The 18,327-nt window shown below is 64.4% G+C and carries 12 protein-coding genes; all 12 read left to right on the top strand.

Annotated features, from left to right (window positions below):
• The first annotated feature begins 163 nt into the window (after positions 1-163).
• The 12 genes from pglB (at position 164) to bglB (ending at position 18,251) form a co-directional block, all read left to right on the top strand.
• Complete coding sequence (gene pglB / locus DFR48_RS11785) at positions 164-1,486, top strand: polygalacturonase PglB (RefSeq protein WP_114363351.1); 1,323 nt, start codon at positions 164-166, stop codon at positions 1,484-1,486.
• A 39-nt stretch (positions 1,487-1,525) separates the two neighbouring features.
• Positions 1,526-4,591, top strand: coding sequence for an alpha-mannosidase (locus DFR48_RS11780; RefSeq protein ID WP_114363350.1), 3,066 nt, complete (start codon positions 1,526-1,528; stop codon positions 4,589-4,591).
• Positions 4,592-4,594: 3 nt separating this feature from the next.
• Complete coding sequence (locus DFR48_RS11775) at positions 4,595-5,833, top strand: CehA/McbA family metallohydrolase (RefSeq protein WP_114363349.1); 1,239 nt, start codon at positions 4,595-4,597, stop codon at positions 5,831-5,833.
• A gap of 3 nt (positions 5,834-5,836) precedes the next feature.
• Positions 5,837-6,898 (top strand): LacI family DNA-binding transcriptional regulator, encoded by a 1,062-nt coding sequence (locus DFR48_RS11770; RefSeq protein ID WP_114363348.1) that lies wholly within the window; start codon positions 5,837-5,839, stop codon positions 6,896-6,898.
• A 204-nt stretch (positions 6,899-7,102) separates the two neighbouring features.
• Positions 7,103-8,914, top strand: a complete 1,812-nt coding sequence (locus DFR48_RS11765; RefSeq protein WP_245415595.1) for an ABC transporter substrate-binding protein — start codon at positions 7,103-7,105, stop codon at positions 8,912-8,914.
• A gap of 144 nt (positions 8,915-9,058) precedes the next feature.
• On the top strand, positions 9,059-10,045 hold the full coding sequence (locus tag DFR48_RS11760; RefSeq protein WP_114363347.1) for an ABC transporter permease: 987 nt from the start codon (positions 9,059-9,061) through the stop codon (positions 10,043-10,045).
• A gap of 46 nt (positions 10,046-10,091) precedes the next feature.
• The gene (locus tag DFR48_RS11755) at positions 10,092-11,216 is read left to right on the top strand and encodes an ABC transporter permease (protein WP_425359253.1); all 1,125 of its coding nucleotides are present in this window, start codon (positions 10,092-10,094) and stop codon (positions 11,214-11,216) included.
• Positions 11,217-11,228: 12 nt separating this feature from the next.
• Positions 11,229-12,281, top strand: coding sequence for an ABC transporter ATP-binding protein (locus DFR48_RS11750; protein ID WP_210205984.1), 1,053 nt, complete (start codon positions 11,229-11,231; stop codon positions 12,279-12,281).
• Positions 12,278-13,330 carry an ABC transporter ATP-binding protein gene (locus DFR48_RS11745; protein WP_245415594.1) on the top strand — a complete coding sequence of 351 codons (1,053 nt, stop codon included), beginning with the start codon at positions 12,278-12,280 and terminating at the stop codon, positions 13,328-13,330. Before DFR48_RS11750 ends, DFR48_RS11745 begins: the two co-directional genes overlap by 4 nt.
• On the top strand, positions 13,327-14,601 hold the full coding sequence (locus DFR48_RS11740) for an HAD family hydrolase (RefSeq protein WP_114363344.1): 1,275 nt from the start codon (positions 13,327-13,329) through the stop codon (positions 14,599-14,601). Before DFR48_RS11745 ends, DFR48_RS11740 begins: the two co-directional genes overlap by 4 nt.
• A complete protein-coding gene (locus DFR48_RS11735) occupies positions 14,598-17,102 on the top strand; it encodes a PA14 domain-containing protein (protein ID WP_210205983.1) in 2,505 nt (834 codons plus the stop codon). Before DFR48_RS11740 ends, DFR48_RS11735 begins: the two co-directional genes overlap by 4 nt.
• Before the next feature lie 27 nt (positions 17,103-17,129).
• Positions 17,130-18,251, top strand: coding sequence for a beta-galactosidase BglB (gene bglB / locus DFR48_RS11730; protein ID WP_114363343.1), 1,122 nt, complete (start codon positions 17,130-17,132; stop codon positions 18,249-18,251).
• Positions 18,252-18,327 lie beyond the last annotated feature (76 nt).

Below are 18,327 nucleotides of genomic sequence, written 5' to 3'. Positions count from 1 at the left end.
ATATTTCAACTGGAATTTGGCAACAGCGCTCTCGGAAAAGCATCCTTCTTTCTCCGTCTCCTCTTGATGATCGGCAGGAAACAGGGATAGATTGAGCCGTTCCCGCGATCGAAGATGGCGCGGTGAGGAGGAGCTAACTGTGGCAGAGTATAAAAAAATATTCATGCCAATGTCTGGCGACTGCACGACCGCGCTGCAAGATGCGATCGACGCCGCTGCCGCAGCGGGCGTGCCGCTGGAACTCGGGACCGGCGAACATCGTTCCGGCGCCTTGCGCCTGCCGTCAGGACTTGACCTGCGCCTCGGCGAGGGCGCGGTGTTGCGTTTCATGCCCGAATACGAAGCCTACCTTGCCAATCATGTCGAGGTGACGGCGGAGGATTCGAACACCGCCATGATGCTCGCGACCAATGCGAGCGGCATTCGTATCCACGGTTCGGGGCGCATTGAGGCGCCCGGCTCCGATTTCATCACCGGCCGTCTCGACGACATGGGCACGCATATCCCGGCGAAGCAGAGGCCGCGCGTCCTGGTGATGCAGGGCTGCACGGACGTCGTGCTGGAAGGCTTCTCCATCCATGCCTCGCCGATGTGGACCATCCATCTCGTCGATTGCCGGCGCGTGCGCGTCGAGGGCGTGTCGGTTGACAACGATCGGGAGATGCCGAACACCGACGGCATCGTCATCGATACCTGCGAGGACGTGCTGGTGCGCGGCTGCAAGATCGCCACGGCCGATGACGGCGTCGTGCTCAAGACCAGTCAGCGGGCCGATGGCCGCGCGCTTGGGCGCTGCCGCAACATCATTGTCGAGAAATCCAGCATCGAAAGCCGCAGTTGCGCCCTGAAGATCGGCACGGAAACCCACGGCGATATCGAAAATATCCGCTTCGTCGATTGCGAGGTGGAGCGATCCAACCGGGCGATCGGCATCTTCTCGCGCGATGGCGGGCACATCCGCAACGTGGTTTTCAGACGAATACGCTTGGAAGCCCGTGAAACCCCTGACGGCTTCTGGGGTTCGGGTGAGGCGATTACGGTCAACGTCGTCGACCGTCGGCGCGCCGAACGGCCCGCCGGGCGCGTCGAGGCGATCGTGTTCGAGGACATAGAGGGTTCCATGGAAGGGGCCGTCAATCTCGTGGCGGATGGACGGGCGGGCATCGGGAACGTGCGCCTGACGCGTGTCTGGATCCATCAGGTCGACGGACCGCTGCGCGGCCACCGCTACGACATGCGCCCGACCCACTTCGATCTCACCCCTTCTGCAGATGCAGCCGGGCGCGCGAATGCCTGGGTGAAGGACGCAGACGGGAAGGTGATCGGCCTGGTCGCCTATCCGGGCGGAATGCCGTCGCTCTTCTCCTCCAATGTCGAGAACCTCGTGCTGGAAGACGTGCGCTTCGACCGGCCGTCGCCGCTTCCCGCCGGATGGAATGCCGACGCCATCGTCATTCGCGAGAACGAGCCGAGTGTCTGGTCCTGATCCGATGCTCGCGATGGTCCGGGAGGAGGGGCCGCGTTCATGAAGGCAATCCGAAAGCTCGACAACCTGCTCGCCCATCTCGCGGAGCGAATTTTCTTGCCGCTCGGCGTCGAAGTGCCACTCGCCTTTGCCCCGGCGAGCGCGGCGGACCGCGCGGCGATGCTTGCCTCCGACAGAAAGGCTTGGGTGGCTGTCGACCGCAATCTCGTCTGGGGCGAACCGGACGGCTATTACTGGTTCGGCGGAACGGCCGTGCTGCCGACCGCTGCCGAGGGCAGGCGCGTCGTCTGCCGGGTGGAGGCAGCCTTCGGCAACGTCATGGGGCGCAGCGACCCGCAATGCCTCGTCCGTGTCGACGGACGTATCCGACAGGGCGTCGACGGCAACCACCGCGAATTCCTTCTGACGGAAAGCGGGCGCGCCGGAGAACAGTTCGACATCCTGATCGAGGCCGGCACGATCGAGGACCGCCGCCAGCTCGGTTTCGCCTGCGCGCTCTTTGCGCACGACCGCGTGGTCGAGGATCTTTATTACGACCTCAAGGTGCCCCTCGACGTAGCGCGCTTGCTCGCCGAGGACGACCCGCGACGGCATTTCATTCTGAACGCCATTGGCGCGGCCATCGACATGGTCGACCTCAGGCCGGGGAACCCCGCCCGCTTCAGGGCCTCCATTGCTGCTGCCAAGGCAGCCGCGGCGCAGATCTACGCGGCCAGCGACTTCGAGGCGAAACCGACGATCGTGGCGACGGGGCACACCCATATTGACGTCGCCTGGCTCTGGCGCGTGCGCGAGACGCGCCAGAAAATGGCCCGCTCGATGGCCACCGCGCTGGCGCTCATGGAGGAGTTTCCCGACTACCGCTTCATGTACAACCAGTGCGTCCTGCTCGATTATCTCCACCAGGACTATCCGGACCTCTTCGATCGCATTGCCGGCGAGGTCCGTTCCGGCCGCTTCGAGATCGAGGGAGCGCTGTGGCTCGAACCCGATGTCAACATCGCCGGAGGAGAAGCCCTGGTCCGGCAGATTCTCCACGGCGTCCGCTATCATGAGCGAACCTTCGGCGTGCGGCCGCGCATGATTTGGTTGCCGGACACGTTCGGCTATTCCGCCTCGCTACCGCAACTCATGGCGAAGTCCGGCCTCGACACTTTCGTCACCCACAAGCTCTCCTGGAACGATACCAACCGCATGCCGGAGGAGACGCTGTTCTGGCAGGGCATCGACGGCTCCACGGTCACGGCCTACTTCCTGACGACGCAGCCTTACGACTCGAAGAGCATCGGCACGACCTACTGCCCGAACCTGAAACCGACGCACGTGATGGGCACCTGGCGCCGGCACGGCCAACAGAACCTCAGCAACGAACTCTTCCTGGTCTACGGCCATGGGGACGGCGGCGGCGGCCCGACCCGGGAAATGCTGCACAACATCCGCCGCATGGAGCGCGGCATACCCGGCTGCCCCAAGGTCGTCCATGCCCCGATGCGGCCCTTCTTCGAACGTCTGCTTACGCGCATGAAGGGCGACCCGGCGCGATACCCGATCTGGGTGGGCGAACTCTACGCCGAATTCCATCGCGGCACGCTGACCTCGGTTGCCAAGAACAAGCGCAACAACCGGCTCGCCGAAACGGCACTCCGTGAGATCGAGACCCTGGCCGTACTTGCCGCGCATAACTGCGGAGAAGTCTATCCTGCCGAAGAACTCCGGGCGCTCTGGGATATCGTGCTGCTCAACCAGTTCCACGACATCCTGCCGGGCTCGTCCATCGGCGCCGTCTATGAGGACAGCGACGCCGGTTACGCCGAGTTTTTCGCCCGGGCGAATGCACTGTCGGCGCGGCTTGCGGGCAGGCTCGCGCCTGCGGGCAGCAAGGCGCTTTTCAACGTGGCAGGACGTCCCCGCGGCAGTCTGGTCGTCTCTCCGGGGTCATTCGGTCGTCCGCAAGAGCAGAAGCTTGTTCTCGCCGATGGTGGAGAGGTCTACGGCCTGTTGGTGTCGGCCGTTCCGGCACTTGCCGTGGTCGATCTCGCCGGACATGGCGTGCATGCGCCGGCTGGTGCCCTTTCCGTCTCGGAGCGGCATATCGAGAACGAACATCTGTCCGTGCGCTTCGACGATGCCGGCCGGATTGCGTCAATCCTCGACAGGAAGGCCGGACGCGAGGTCTTGAAGCCCGGCCGCGTCGGCAACCGGCTGCAGGCTTTCCGCGACATGCCCGCCCAGTTCGACGCCTGGGACATCGATTCCGACTTCGAGGACCAGGTCTTCGAGATCGATGTGCTCGTTGGTGCCGAGGTGGTGGAGCGCGGGCCGTTGCGGGCGGCCGTTCGCTTCGAATGGCGCTACGAATCCTCGCGGATCGTGCAGGTCGTCTCGCTTGCGGCTGGAGCGCGGCAGGTGGAGATTGACTGTTTCATCGACTGGCGCGAGCACAACACGCTGGTGAAAACGGCCTTCCCGCTTGATCTCAATACGGCCGCCGTGGATGCGGAGATCCAGTTCGGCCATGTACGACGCGCGAGCCACCGGAATACCTCCTGGGACCGCGCCCGGTTCGAATGCTCGATGCAGCGCTGGATCGATATCGGCGAACCGGACTTCGGCGTTGCCCTGCTCAACGACTGCAAATACGGCTACGACGCGAAGGGCACGGATATCCGCCTGACGCTGCTCCGTTCTCCGACCTATCCCTGGCCGGAGGCGGACCAGGGCGAACACCGGTTCCGTTACGCCGTCATGGTCCATGATGGTGACAAGCTGGCGGTGCACGAGGCGGCGGAAGACTTCAATCTGCCGCTGCGCCTGGTCGAAGGTGGAGAGGGCGGCGAGCCGCCGCCGCCGCTTCTCTCGGTCGAGACGCCCGGCATTGTGGTCGAGGCCGTGAAGCAGGCAGAGGAGGGCGACGGCATCGTCGTCAGGCTTTGGGAGACGACAGGTGTTCGCCGCACTGCCCGGATCATGGTCGATCCGGCAATCAGCATGGCGGAACTGGTCGACCTCCTGGAACGGGATGGGCGGCCCCTCGCACTCGAAGACGGCGCGCTGACGCTTGCCTTCGCTCCCTTCGAAATCATCACGCTGATCTTGAGAGGCTGATCGATGTCCACACAGAACCGCGTGATCACCGCTACCATCGACCACTTCCCGGACGGTGAGAAATCCTTCGTCGAGATTCCGTTCGAGGTCGGATCCGAAATAGAGCGGATCGAGGTGAGCTATCACTTTCCATTCGGTGGCGGCGGCAGCGTCATCGACCTCGGTGTTGCCCGCAACGGCCGCATGCGCGGCTGGACGGGCGCCGAACGCGGCCACATCACGCTGGAGGAGGATCGGGCGACGCCCGGATACGAGCCGGGTCCGCTAGCGGGTGCGTGGCATGTCGTGCTGGGGATCGTGAAGATCGGCCCGAACTGCAAGGTCGACGTCGAGATCCGCCTGATCGGCCGCCAGCGGCGCTGGCTCGCCGGCGAGTTGCACAGCCACTCGGAGCATTCCGACGGCGGCGTCACCGTGCTCGACGCGATCCACCGTGCGCGCGCCTCGGCCCTCGATTTCCTGGCGATCACCGACCACAACACCGTCACGCAGAATGATGTCCGGCCGGACGATCCCGGCATTCTCGTCATTCCGGCGATGGAACTCACCTCCTACTGGGGCCACACGAACTTTCTCGGCCTGCCGCGTCCGGTCGCGGACTGGCGCTGCCGTTCGCCCCGTGACGTCGCCGAGAAGATGGCCGAGGCGCGAGCCAACGGAGCGACCATCGTCATCAACCACCCTTTCCAGAATTCGGCCGGTGGGCGCTGGCAATCGGGTTTCGACGTTGCCTTCGACGCACTCGAAATCTGGAACGGCAACTGGTCGGTGATGAACGAACAGGGCCTCGCCTTCTGGCAGGAATTGCTGACCTCCGGCCGGCGCGTTCCGGCAACGGGCGGCAGCGACTTTCATCTGAAGAACCGCAGGCGGCACGGGCGGCCGGCCAACCGGCTCTGCGTGGAGGGGATGTCCGTGTCCGACATCCTCGCCGCCGTGCGGGGAGGTCGCAACGTGGTCGCCTTTGCGCCCGATGAGACGATGGCAAGGCCCTCCTCCGAGGAGGTGCCGGACTTCGGCTCGCAGATTGCCGCCGGGCGGGAGATTTCCGTGATCTTTACCGGCCTCTCGGTGGGTGACGAAATCCGTCGAGTCACTGAGGCCGGCGTCGTGGAGGTGGTGCCGGCCGGTGACGGTCCGACGCTCCGCCTCGACCAGCGGTTTGCCGGGCGCTTCGTGCGCTACGAGGTCTGGCATGATAAGGAACCGAGACTTTTCACCAATCCGTTCTATGGAGAATAGCGGGTGCCCCTCGAAAGACGACCGGAACGCAAGATCGGTATCAAGGATGTGTCGCGGGAGGCCGGCGTCGCACTCAGCACGGTTTCCCATGTCCTGAACGGTACCGCACCCATTTCGCAGGAGGTGCGCGTGCGGGTGCTGGAAGCGGCGCGCAAGCTCGGCTATCTCGCGAAGCGCCAGCGCAAGGGTGCCATCGCCTCGCTCAGTACGCTCTATCTCGCGGTCCCGCCGGGCAACCTGCCGCAAAACGACATCAATCTCGTGTCATGGACGCTGCTGACGGCGCTTTCGCGGGAATGCGAGCGGCGCGGCATCCGTATCGTCGCCCATAACGGCGCGCCACAGCTCAACGCCGCCGAGATTCTTGCGGGCGCGCGCGCCGCGGAAGCGGAAGCGATTGCCGTCGTCTTCGACGACAATCCGAAACTGCTGAAGGGGCTTGCCGGCAGCGACATCGCCGTCGTTCTCCTGAACGGCGAGGATCCGACGATGAGCATCGACACGGTCGCTCCAGCCAACCGCTACGGTGCCCGGCTCGCGACGGAATGGCTGCTTTCAAAAGGCCACCGACGGATACTGCACCTGACCTGGCGCGGTCGCAGCACGATCATGCGCCGGCTCGACGGCTTTCACGATGCCTACCTGCAGCATGACTTGTCGACCGATCTCGGCGAGGTGCTTTATGCGAAGGGCTATGAACCTGAGCATGCGCGCGAGGCCCTGCGCACCTTCGTGGCCGAGCGGGGTGGTCTCGACGGATTTACCGCCGTCTTCTGTGCCGCCGACAATCTCGCGATCGGTGCGCTTACCGAACTTCAGGCGCTCGGCTTCCGCATCCCGGCCGACATCGCTGTCGTCGGTTTCGACGGTGTGGCGCCGGGTGATCTCACACAGCCATCGCTGACGACGGTCAGGGTGCCGCTCGACGCATTGGCGGTCGCAACCGTCCAGACGCTGGAGCAAAGGCTGTCGGGTGCCGGCCGTGACCAGCCGGCAACCAGGATCGAACTCGGCTGTCGCTTGATCGAGCGCGAGAGCGGCGGTTCGGCTTTGCCGAGTTTGTGAAAATATTTTTAAGCTTGATTTTTGGATGTCGATACACGATCGTCCGAAATACGGCGATATCGCGAGAAAATAGAGGGATCGCGGCTCCGTTTGCTGAACTGGGAGGTTGGCATGTTTTTCAATGAAAATATTTTCGCATCTTCTCTTGGCGTATTGATGGCGACGTGCCTCGCGGGGTCGGCCTTCGCGTTCCAGGAATCGCCGATGCTTGCGGAACAGGTGAAGGCGGGCAAGCTGCCGCCGGTCGAGCAGCGTCTCCCTGAAAAACCGACGGTTCTGCAGGCTGCAGAGGTTGGCAAGTACGGCGGCAACTGGCAGCGCGGCTACAAGGGGCCGGGTGACCGCTGGGGGCCGACGAAGCTGATGGAGGAGCGCGTCGTCAAGTGGTCGCAGAAGCCGGGCGGGCCGCTGGAACTCGTTCCGGGTTACATCTCGTCCTACTCCGTGAGCGCGGATTCCCGCGAATTCACCTTCACGCTGCTGAAGGGTCTCAAGTGGTCCGACGGTGAACCCGTCACCACCGAGGACGTCCGCTTCTGGTATGAAGACGTCTTCATGAACAAGGACCTTCTGGCCTCGATCGACCAGACCCTGGCGCCGGGCGGCAAACCGATGAAACTGGAGATCGTCGACGAGCAGACCTTCAAGGTGAGTTTCGACGAGCCGTATGTCTATTTCCTCGAGATTCTGGCGAAGGACTCCACCGGCGATCCGAGCCTCGACCGTCCGAGCTTCCTTTTCCCCAAGCATTATCTGAAGCAATTCAACAATAAGTATGCCTCCGAGGACGAGCTGAAGGCGGCGGCCGCGAAGTTCGGCGTCGAGAAGTGGACGGATCTCTGGGGCTCGAAGGGTGCCGCGACCGCCTGGTGGCAGAACCCGGACCTGCCGGTGATCACCGCATGGAAGATCGAGAAGCCCGCTCCGGGCGATGTCGTGACCATGGTGCGGAACCCGTACTATTACGCCGTCGACCAGGCCGGCAACCAGCTGCCCTATATCGATCGTATCTCGCACAAGCTGTTCAGTGATCAGGAGGCGTTCAACCTGATGATCGTCCAGGGGCAGATCGACATGCAGATGCGCTATGTCGAGCCGCAGGACTTCACCTTCTACAAGGAGAACGAGGCCAAGGGTGGCTACAAGGTCCATCGCTGGACGCAGGCGCAGACCTGGTCGCTCGTGCCGAACCTGAACGTGAAGGACGAGGTGTTGCGCGGCCTGTTCGAAACCTCCGATTTCCGCGAGGCGCTGAGCATCGCGATCGACCGCGAGACGGTGAACGAGCTGATCTTCTCGGGGCTCGCGGAAGCGCGCCAGGCCTCCCCTGTGTCCGGTTCGCCGAACTTCGCTCCGGAGCTGGAAAAGCACTGGACCGAGTATGATCCCGACAAGGCGAACGCGCTTCTCGACGGTATCGGCCTCGACAAGCGGGACGGCGACGGTTTCCGCCTGCGCCCCGACGGCAAGCGCCTGTCGATCGTCGTGGAGATGGAGCACTCGAACGGCCCGAAGACCATGGAAATTGTCGCCGCCAACTACAAGGACATCGGTGTCGAGCTGCTGCCGCGGATCATCGACCGTACCCAGTGGGATGCCGACCGCGACAACAACGAGTTCCAGATGCAATGGTATCCGTTCGACCGCCTGTCGGTCGTCGCGGCCGACCCGCGCATCATGATGGGCAACGATTCCTACGCCCATCAGTACTACATCTGGTACACGACCAAGGGGGCCTCAGGCATCGAGCCGCCGGCCGACCATCCGATCCGCACGCTCTTTGCCGACTGGGACAAAGCCGGCAAGGCTGCCGATCGCAAGGAAGCGGACGCAGCGCTCAACGACCTGATCAAGACCTTTGTCACGCAAGGCTGGGTCATCGGGGTCGTGGGTGAGTTGCCGGCCATTTCGGTCGTGAAGAACAACTTCATGAACTTCCCCGACGACCTCATTGAGGACGACATCACACGTGGCATCGGTCTCGGCGCCACGCAGCGGATGTGGATGGCGCAATAGGCGGAAGGTTCGCGGGAGATCGCGGCAGGCCGCCGGCCCGAAAGTGTCGGCGGTCCCCGTCTCAGACCCCGGGGAGAATCCCGGTCCCCATCCAGCGGAAGGATGTCGGCGACCGGGCGACGTGTTGGGAACAGGAGGTGCGTCGTGCTGAAGTATGTTGTCACGCGCTCCATGTGGGCTATCCCCACATTGATCTTCGTCTCGTTCATTTCGTTCGTCATCATCCAGCTGCCGCCGGGTGATTTCGTGACGGCCTATGCCGCCCAGCTTCGAAACAGTGGCGACTTCATCAGCGAAACCGAGGAAGCGCTGATGCGGGCCCGGTACGGGCTGAACGACCCGCTGCTGGTGCAATACTGGCGATGGATCTCCAACATTGTCTTCCACGGTGATTTCGGGCGGTCGCTCGAGTGGAACGCCGCCGTCGGCGATCTCATCTGGGAGCGCCTCGGCCTCACCCTGTTGATCTCGACGCTCAGCATGGTCTTCACCTGGCTGATCGCCATACCTGTCGGCGTCTATTCCGCGACGCGGCAGTATTCGGTATTCGACTACGTGTTCACCGTTTTCGGCTTTCTCGGCAAGGGCATTCCGGATTTCCTGCTGGCTCTGGTTCTCATGTGGATGACCTATATCTGGCTGAACCTCGACGTCGGCGGGCTCGTATCCCCGCAGTTCGAGGGACAACCGTGGGACCTTCCGAAGATCGTCAACATGCTCTCGCACATCTGGATCCCGCTGCTCGTCCTGGCGACGGGCGGGGCGGCGGGGCTGATCCGCGTCATGCGGGCGAACATGCTGGACGAACTGCGCAAGCCCTATGTGGAAACCGCCTATGCACAGGGTTTCGGTGAGCGCACGGTCGTATGGCGCTACCCGGTCCGCATCGCCCTCAATCCGTTCATTTCGACCGTCGGCTGGGCACTGCCGGCCCTCTTTTCCGGCGACGTGATCACGGCCGTGGTGCTCAACCTGCCGACCACCGGTCCACTTCTCCTGCAGGCGCTCAAGATGCAGGACATGTATCTGGCCGGCAGTTTCATCCTGATCCTGAGCGTCTTTACCGTCATCGGCACGCTGCTCTCCGACATTCTGCTGGCGCTGTCCGACCCGCGCATCCGGTTCTCATGAGGCGCAAATGACCGATACCGGCACCTATCCCACGACAGACATGCTCATCGAGTCTCCGCCCCTTGCGGTTTTCGACGAGGCCAAGGCCGACGCAAGCTACACCGCCAAGCCCTGGAAACTCGTCTGGTGGCGTTTCCGCCAGCACAAGCTGGCAGTGGTCTCGCTCGTCTTCATGACCTGCCTCGGCTTTCTCGCGATCTTTGCCGACTTCATGTCACCGTACACGCCGAACACGATCAACCGCATCAATACCTTCACGCCGCCGAGTGTGGTTCGCGTCCTGCACGAGGGGCGGCTGCAACGCCCCTTCGTTTACGCGGTGAAGCGCTCCCGCGACCCGGAGACGGCCCGGGTGATCTACGCGGAGGATCGAAGCAAGGTGCTGCCGATCCGCTTCTTCGTCGAAGGGGAGACCTACAGGTTTCTCGGTCTCGTCGAAACGAAACTGCATTTCTTCGGGGTCGACGACCGCCGCCAGAAGATCAGCCTCATGGGGACGGATTCCCTCGGACGCGACCTCTTCAGCCGCCTTCTCTATGGCGCCCGCGTGACGCTTTCGGCCGGGCTGATCGGGGTCGCATTCTCCTTTGTCCTCGGTCTCGCGCTCGGTGCCGTCTCCGGCTATTACGGCGGGTGGATCGACGCGGCGATTCAGCGGCTGATGGAATTCATCCGGTCGATCCCGACAATACCGCTGTGGATGGGGCTTGCAGCCGCGCTGCCGATCAGCTGGGATCCGCTGTTCGTCTACGTGCTGATCACCATCATCCTGTCGCTGATCGGCTGGACACATCTCGCGCGGGTCGTTCGCGGCCGTTTCCTGTCGCTGAAATCGGAAGACTACGTCATGGCGGCCCGGCTCGCGGGTGCCTCGGAGTATCGCATCGTTACCCGGCACATGCTCCCGGCCATGACCAGCTACATCATCGCGGCCGTCACGCTCGCCATCCCGGAGATGATCCTCGGCGAGACGGCGCTCAGCTTTCTCGGCCTCGGACTTCGCCCGCCGGTCGTGAGCTGGGGTGTCTTGCTGCAGGACGCCCAGAACCTGCGCACCATTTCGCTCGCGCCGTGGCTTCTCGCGCCGGGTGCGGCGGTCGTTCTCGTGGTGCTCGCCTTCAATTTCATCGGTGATGGCCTTCGCGACGCGGCCGACCCCTACGGCCATTGACGGATGCCCACCATGTCACAGCCTTCGAATACTTCTCAGAACGCCATGCCGCCGGGCCGTCTCCTCGAGCTCCATGACGTGGCGGTGCATTTCCCGACCCGGGACGGTGTCGTCAGGGCGGTCAACGGCGTCTCCTATCACGTCGACAAGGGCGAGGTGCTCGGTATCGTCGGGGAGAGCGGTTCCGGCAAGTCGGTGACCGCCCGCTCGATCATGCGGCTGACCGCCGCCAATGCGGTCGACGCCGGCGGCAGTGTCCGGTTCCGCCGCAAGGACGGCAGCGAGGTGCTGATTTCCGCCGAGCATCGCCAGAGTAGGACGATGCGCGCCCTGCGCGGCGGTGAGATCGGCATGGTCTTCCAGGAGCCGATGACGGCGCTGTCGCCTGTGCACACGATCGGAACGCAGATCATGCGCACCGTCATGCTGCATCGCAAAGTGTCGAAGGCGGAAGCCAGGGCGCGGGCGATCGAGCTGCTCACAAAGGTGCAGATGCCGCGCCCGCACGACATCGTCGATCGTTATCCGCACCATCTGTCGGGCGGCATGCGCCAGCGGGCGATGATTGCGCTGGCGCTTGCCTGCGATCCGACCCTGCTGATCGCCGACGAGCCCACCACGGCGCTCGACGTCACCACCGAGGCCCAGATCCTGCACCTTCTGAAATCCCTGCAGCAGGAACTCGGCATGGCGATCGTCTTCATCACCCACAATTTCGGCGTGGTGGCGGATATCGCCGACCGTGTCGCAGTGATGTATCTCGGCCGCGTGATCGAGACGGGCACCGTCGACGAGATCTTCTACGAGCCGAAGCATCCATACACCCAGGCTCTGCTGCGTTCGATCCCGCGGCTCGGCGGAGAGAAGACGCGGCGCCTGCGCACGATCCGGGGTTCGGTTCCGGACCCCTACAGCGTGCCGCAGGGCTGCTCCTTCCATCCGCGTTGCGACCATGCGGTCGCGGGCCGCTGTGACGTCGTTGTGCCGGCTGAGGCGAGGTTTCCGAGCGGACAGGTGGCGCGTTGCCATCGTGCCGGTGAGGTTCTTCCGGAGGCCGCCGAATGACGTTCCAACCCACCAAGGCACTCTCGATGGATGACGAGGTCCTGATCTCCGTCCGCGGTGCGAAGAAGCACTTTCCGGTCTTCGGCGGCTGGCGGCATCGCGAGATCGCGACCGTCAAGGCTGTCGACGACATCTCCTTCGACATCCGCAAGGGCGAAACCTTCGGCCTCGTCGGCGAGAGCGGCTCCGGCAAGTCGTCGATCGCCCGGTTGATTCTCAGGGCTTACGATCTCACCGGCGGCGAGATCCTCTTCCGGCGCGAGAACGGAGAGGTGGTCGACATCACCAGTCTCTCCGACCGCGACCTCAGGCAGATCCGGCGCGAAATGCAGATGATCTTCCAGGATCCCTATTCCTCGCTTGATCCGCGCATGACGCTGCGCGATCTCGTCGGGGAACCGCTGGTGATCCATGGCGTCGGCACGCGGGCGGAAATCGCCGATCGGGTCGCGGAACTGCTTCAGCTCGTCGGCCTTCGCCCCGAATACGCCTCGCGCTACCCGCACGCCTTTTCCGGTGGCCAGCGCCAGAGGATCGGGATTGCACGGGCGCTCGCGCTTCAGCCGCGTTTCATCGCTGCGGACGAGGCCGTCTCTGCGCTCGACGTGTCGGTCGCGGCGCAGAACATCAACCTGATGCAGGACCTGCAGGAGCAGTTCGGCCTCACCTACCTCTTCATCACCCACGATCTCGGCATGGTCGAGCATATCTCCGACCGGGTGGGCGTCATGTATCTCGGCCGCCTGATGGAAGTCGGCGAGACCGACGCCCTGTTCGCAAGGCCGCTGCATCCCTATACCGAGGCCCTGCTTGCCGCCGTCCCGCAACCCGATCCGCGCGGCAACCGCACGCGCAAGCGCGTACCCCTCAAGGGCGAAATCGCGGACGCGATGAACGTTCCCTCCGGTTGTCCGTTCCATCCGCGCTGTGCCTATGCCGACGAGCGCTGCCGCAAGGAGATTCCGGAGCTCCGGACCGTGCTGCCGGGCCGGCAGGCGCGCTGCCACCACGCGGAAAACCTCGAACTCACCGGGGTGCCCGCGGCATGAATGTTCTCTCCACCATGCCTGTCGCGCTCACGGGATCGGCCGAAGACCCCGACCTCGCACTCGCCGGGCGACATTGCCCGCTCTTGAGGCTCGACGACCGGGAACCGTTCCGCCCGCTCGCGGCCGGCTATGCCGTCTATCGGGGTGAGATGCAGTCAGTCTCCTCCAAATTCACGATCCGGCCAGTCGCGGACTGCGTGATCGAGTATGTCATCTGGTACGACTGGGACGTCCAGCACCTTTACGATCTGGAGCATGTCTGGGTGCATGTCGATGCGGCCGGGCGGGTGGTGAAGGTGGAGGCCTCGCGCCACGGCGCGCGGCGCACGATGACGCGGCCGGACGGTTCATTGCCCGTCGAGGGGCCGCGGCCGCTCCTCTATCTCGAACCGGGAAAGCACGCGCATTGGGCGGACCCCGGCGAGATGCGGGCGAAAGCCGGTCTGCTGATCGAGGGCATGTGCGGCGCCTTTGCCGGCGCGCAGGGCGTCCATCTGTCGAACCGGTTTTCCGACCGCGGACTGATCGGTGCGAGCGCGCTTGAAAACCGGCTCGCCGCGCTGAAGCTGAAGCGCATGCGGTTCACGCCCGCCTGGCACTTCGGCCGGGACAGTGATGCCGGAGAGGGATTGACGCTGGTGCCCTGGCCGCAGCTCGAGGCGTGGATTCCCGGAAGGGTGTCGTCCCTTGTGGCGGCATTGCCGGCGACTGTCCCCCATCTTGCCGCCGTCTTCCTCGATTGCGGCGACACCCTGGTCGACGAGGCGACGGAGGAAAAGATCCCTGGAACCGAGATCGTGGTGAAGGCTGCGCTCATGCCGGGAGCGGGCGAGGTGGTCGAGCAGCTTTCGCGTAGCGGTTACCGGCTCGCTCTGGTCGCCGACGGGCCGCGCGCAACCTTCGAGAACGTCCTCGGTGCATACGGCCTGTGGGAGCGCTTCGAAGCCCACGTCATTTCCGGCGACGTTGGCGAATTGAAGCCCTCGGGGAAAATGTTCTCCGCGGCAATGGAGGCACTCGGCCTGACCGACGTGGACCGGGTTCGCAGTATCATGGTCGGCAACAATCTCGAGCGAGATGTTCTCGGCGCCAACCGCTTCGGCATGATGAGCGTGTTTCTCTCCTGGTCGACACGGCGCAGTCACACGCCGCGTCTGCGCCGCGAGCGCCCGCTCTTCACCATCTCGCACATCTGGAAGCTGCCGGAGCTCCTCGAACGGATCGAGCTCAGCTTGCCGGAGCTGGCGTTGTGCCCGGAGGTGTCGTCATGACCGCACCGCGCTTCGCCGAAACCACATCCGCTACTGACTTTACCGTTGCGCCGGGCGAGACGGTGACCGCCTGGGCCATGTCGCCGGTCGAGGCCCGCCTCTATCCGGGCGAGCCGGCGCTTGCCGAGGATCGGGTCAACTACCGTTTCGTCAACGGCTTCGTCGATGTCGGCGACCTGCCGTGCCGGGTGGCGCTGTGGCGGGAGCTCGAAACCCGCCGCGTAGCCTTCCGGCACCATTTCGAGATCGACGGGCTCTACCTACCCGGTTTCAACCGGCGGGTGGAATTCTCCGGGTTCTGGCATCGTCCGACGCGGCTTGCGCGCTGGTTGAAGACTGAACTCGTCCCGGCACATGCCGGAGACTATGTATTCCGGCTTGCCACTTGCGGCGGCGTGCGGATCTGGGTGGATGGCGTCGAGTGCGCGGTATTCGAGCCCTTCCGCCGCAACAGGGAATCCGAGACCGAAATCCGGTTGCCGCTGAAGGCCGGCGGCTCGGAGGTGGCCGTCCTCACCGAGGAGCTCGCCGAGCGCGACGCGCTCTGGTATTTCGAGCTGACATTGCTCGGTCCCGATAGACTCACGGCGCGGCTGCCGGTGGAGATTTCGGGCGCGACCGTCGGGCTGTTGAAGGACCTCGCGGCGGAGGTGCGGCCGGACCCCTTGCATGTACGCGACGGACGGCTGCGGCTCAGGGTGGAACGGCCGGCAAGCGTTGACGTCACCGTGCGCGGCCGCATCCTCCCGAGCGTGCACATGAGCGACAAGCCCCCGCTTCTCGATGCTGTGGGAATTCTCGAATCTGGCGAGACCCTGGTCGAGTTGCCCGGTGCGGATGCGCTTGCCGACGGTTATCACCCGCTGGAACTCACGTTCGCCGTCGGAGACAACCGGGTCACCCGACACATCGCCTTTGCCACGTTCGCCGCCCCGTTCCGCGATTTTTCGGATAGGACACTGGCAGAGCGCAAGGCGCTGGCTCTTGACTACGCCGCCGCCAACGGCGAGGCGCGGATAGGCCGGGCGATTGCCATCATGGCAACGGGCCGGTCGGCGGATGCCATGGTTCACGCGATCATCGCCGACACGCTGGCCGCCGTCGACGAGCGCCGTGACTGTTCCGACTTCGTGATGGTGCCGCTGCTCTGGCTCTACTCGGATTATCGTGACGGTCTGCCCGAGGCGACCCGTCGCGAGATCCGGCGGGCGGTTCTCGACTACCGCTACTGGGTCGACGAGCCGGGCAACGACGTCATGTGGTTCTGGAGCGAGAACCATGTGCTGTGCTTCCATGTCTCCCAATATCTGGCCGGCCGCCTGCTGCCGGAGGAAACCTTCAGCTGCTCCGCGCGCAGCGGCGCCGAACAGGCCCGTCTCGGCGAGGAGCGGCTTTCGAAATGGTTCGATTCCGTCGAACGTCACGGGCTCGCGGAATGGAATTCGGCTGCCTATTATCCCATCGATTTCATCGGCCTGCTGGCGCTGGAACATCTGGGTGACGGCGCCATCAAGGCGCGCGCACGGGCGTTGCTCGACCGGCTGATGCTGATGATCGGGCTGCACACGCTGGCCGGTGTCCCTGCCGGCACCATGGGGCGTGCCTACGACAAGGAGCTGCGCGCCGGGCCGCTGACGGAGCTTGCGCCTTTTGCGACCGTTGCGTTCGGCAAGGGCTGGCTCAACGACGGCGTGGCGGCGCTACCGATGTTCTGCGCCGGCAGCTACGAGCCGCCCGAAACGGCCTGTGCCATTGTGGAGCCCGAGCCCGGCAAGGCGCTGACGGCGCACTATGTGCAGGGTCACGACGAGGCGGCTCGGCTGGCGCTCTACAAGACGGCGGCAGTGCAATTGTCATCGATGGTCGACGGCAAGCCCGGCGGCCGCGGACATCAGCAGCATGTCGTCGACCTGCGCTTCGCCGCCGATCCCTTTGCCCGTGCCTGGATCAACCATCCCGGCGAGGACGATCCCTGGGGCAATCAGCGCCCTTCCTACTGGGCCGGCAACGGTTCGCTGCCGCGCGTGGCACAGTACGAAAACGTCGCGATGCTGCTCTTCGACCTCGGCTCGAATGCCCGCCAGTCCTTCACACATGCCTATGTCCAGTCCGATGCCTTCGATGCGGTCGAGCGCCTTGGTAACTGGATCGTGCTCAGGGCAGGGCGTGGCTTCGCCGGACTTCTGGCGACGAGCCCGATCGAAGCGACCACCGCAGGCCCGGGCGCCGGCATCGAGTTCCGTGCCGAAGGTCGTCGTTGCGGCTGGGTGGCGGTGGTCGGGGAAGGCTCCAGTCCCGCGGACTTCGTGACATTCCGGGACCACCTCACCGGTGTCTCCGTATCGTTCGACGCGGCCGGTCAGCTTGTTCTCGATCGACCGGGCCGGACTGCGCTTGCCCTCGATTGGGATGAGGGACTGACGGTCGACGGCAAGCCTTACGTCTTCCCCAACCGAAGCCTCGACCCCGCCGTCCGGCATTTCGACGCCTATTCCTTCTGACCATCTTCTCTTGTGACAGGAACGCCGATGTTGATCGAGCCCGAGCTACTTTCCGAGACTCTCTCCCGCGTTGCGCTGGGCCTTGCCCGCCTGAAGGGAATCAACGAGACGGTCGCCGCGCCCGATGGCGCCTACCAGTTGCAGTTCGATGAATGGGACTGGGAGGTCGGCGTCGGCATCTACGGATTGATCCGCCACGCCGAGGCGGTCGGCGACCGCTCGCTGATGGACGCGATCGCTCGGTGGTACGACTGGCAGATCGGCCGCGGCCTGCCGCCGCGCCAGGTCAACTCGTCTTCGCCGATGCTGGCGCTCAGCGTGCTGATCGACCATGTCGACCGTCCGGACTGGGAGGCGCTGGTCCGGGACTGGGCCGACTGGCTGATGACGAAGCTCGCGCGCACCGAGGATGACGGATTCCAGCACGTCGTGAAAGAGCGGATGAATGACGGCGAACTCTGGGACGACACGCTGTTCATGACGTGCCTCTTTCTGGCCCGCGCCGGTCAGCGTTTCGGCCGGCAGGACTGGATTGAGGAAGCATTCTACCAGTTTCTCGTCCACGAACGCTATCTCGCCGATCCGGTGACGGGCCTCTGGTATCACGGCTGGACCTTCAACGGCCGGCACAATTTCGCCAGGGCTTTCTGGGCGCGGGGCAACTCGTGGATCACCGTTGCCATCCCGGAGCTTTTCAGTCTCGTCTCCCACGTGCCGGACCATTTGCGGCGGCACCTCACTTTCGTGCTGCGGTCGCAGGTGAGGACGCTTGCCGCCCACCAGCGCGACAACGGCATGTTCTGCACCCTGGTTTGCGATCCGGGCTCGCCGGAGGAGACTTCCGCCACGGCGGCGATCGCCTACGGTATCCTGCGCGGCATTGATCTCGGCCTGCTGGACGCAGGACTGAAGCCGGTCGCCGACAAGGCGCTTGAGGCGGTGCTGGCGCGCATCGACGACGACGGGATCGTGCTCGAGGTCTCCGACGGCACGCCGATGGGGCATACGCTCGATTTCTACCGGCAGATCCCCAATGTCCCGGCGCCCTACGGCCAGGCCCTCGTCATGCTGCTCCTTGTCCGGGCGATGGCGGAGAGGAAAGGGCCGGAAGCCGCAAGTGCCGATAGCCGGCGCACCGCGAGGCGATAGGCGGATAGCGCCACCGCCGTTGCCAATCGTGTGAACAGGCGACCGTTGCGGCCGGTTGGTCATTGGTTGCCGGCGG

It is taken from the genome of Ciceribacter lividus (assembly GCF_003337715.1).
Classification (GTDB): Bacteria; Pseudomonadota; Alphaproteobacteria; order Rhizobiales; family Rhizobiaceae; genus Allorhizobium; species Allorhizobium lividum.
This window is presented reverse-complemented; position numbering and strand designations above follow the sequence as displayed.

Excerpts from the sequence above, each read along its gene's own strand:
- DFR48_RS11775 (WP_114363349.1), top strand. The coding sequence starts at position 4,595 with ATGTCCACACAGAACCGCGTGATCACCGCTACCATCGACCACTTCCCG.
- DFR48_RS11780 (WP_114363350.1), top strand. The coding sequence starts at position 1,526 with ATGAAGGCAATCCGAAAGCTCGACAACCTGCTCGCCCATCTCGCGGAG.
- DFR48_RS11765 (WP_245415595.1), top strand. The coding sequence starts at position 7,103 with ATGCTTGCGGAACAGGTGAAGGCGGGCAAGCTGCCGCCGGTCGAGCAG.
- DFR48_RS11750 (WP_210205984.1), top strand. The coding sequence starts at position 11,229 with ATGTCACAGCCTTCGAATACTTCTCAGAACGCCATGCCGCCGGGCCGT.
- DFR48_RS11740 (WP_114363344.1), top strand. The coding sequence starts at position 13,327 with ATGAATGTTCTCTCCACCATGCCTGTCGCGCTCACGGGATCGGCCGAA.
- DFR48_RS11735 (WP_210205983.1), top strand. The coding sequence starts at position 14,598 with ATGACCGCACCGCGCTTCGCCGAAACCACATCCGCTACTGACTTTACC.
- DFR48_RS11745 (WP_245415594.1), top strand. The coding sequence starts at position 12,278 with ATGACGTTCCAACCCACCAAGGCACTCTCGATGGATGACGAGGTCCTG.
- pglB (WP_114363351.1), top strand. The coding sequence starts at position 164 with ATGCCAATGTCTGGCGACTGCACGACCGCGCTGCAAGATGCGATCGAC.
- bglB (WP_114363343.1), top strand. The coding sequence starts at position 17,130 with ATGTTGATCGAGCCCGAGCTACTTTCCGAGACTCTCTCCCGCGTTGCG.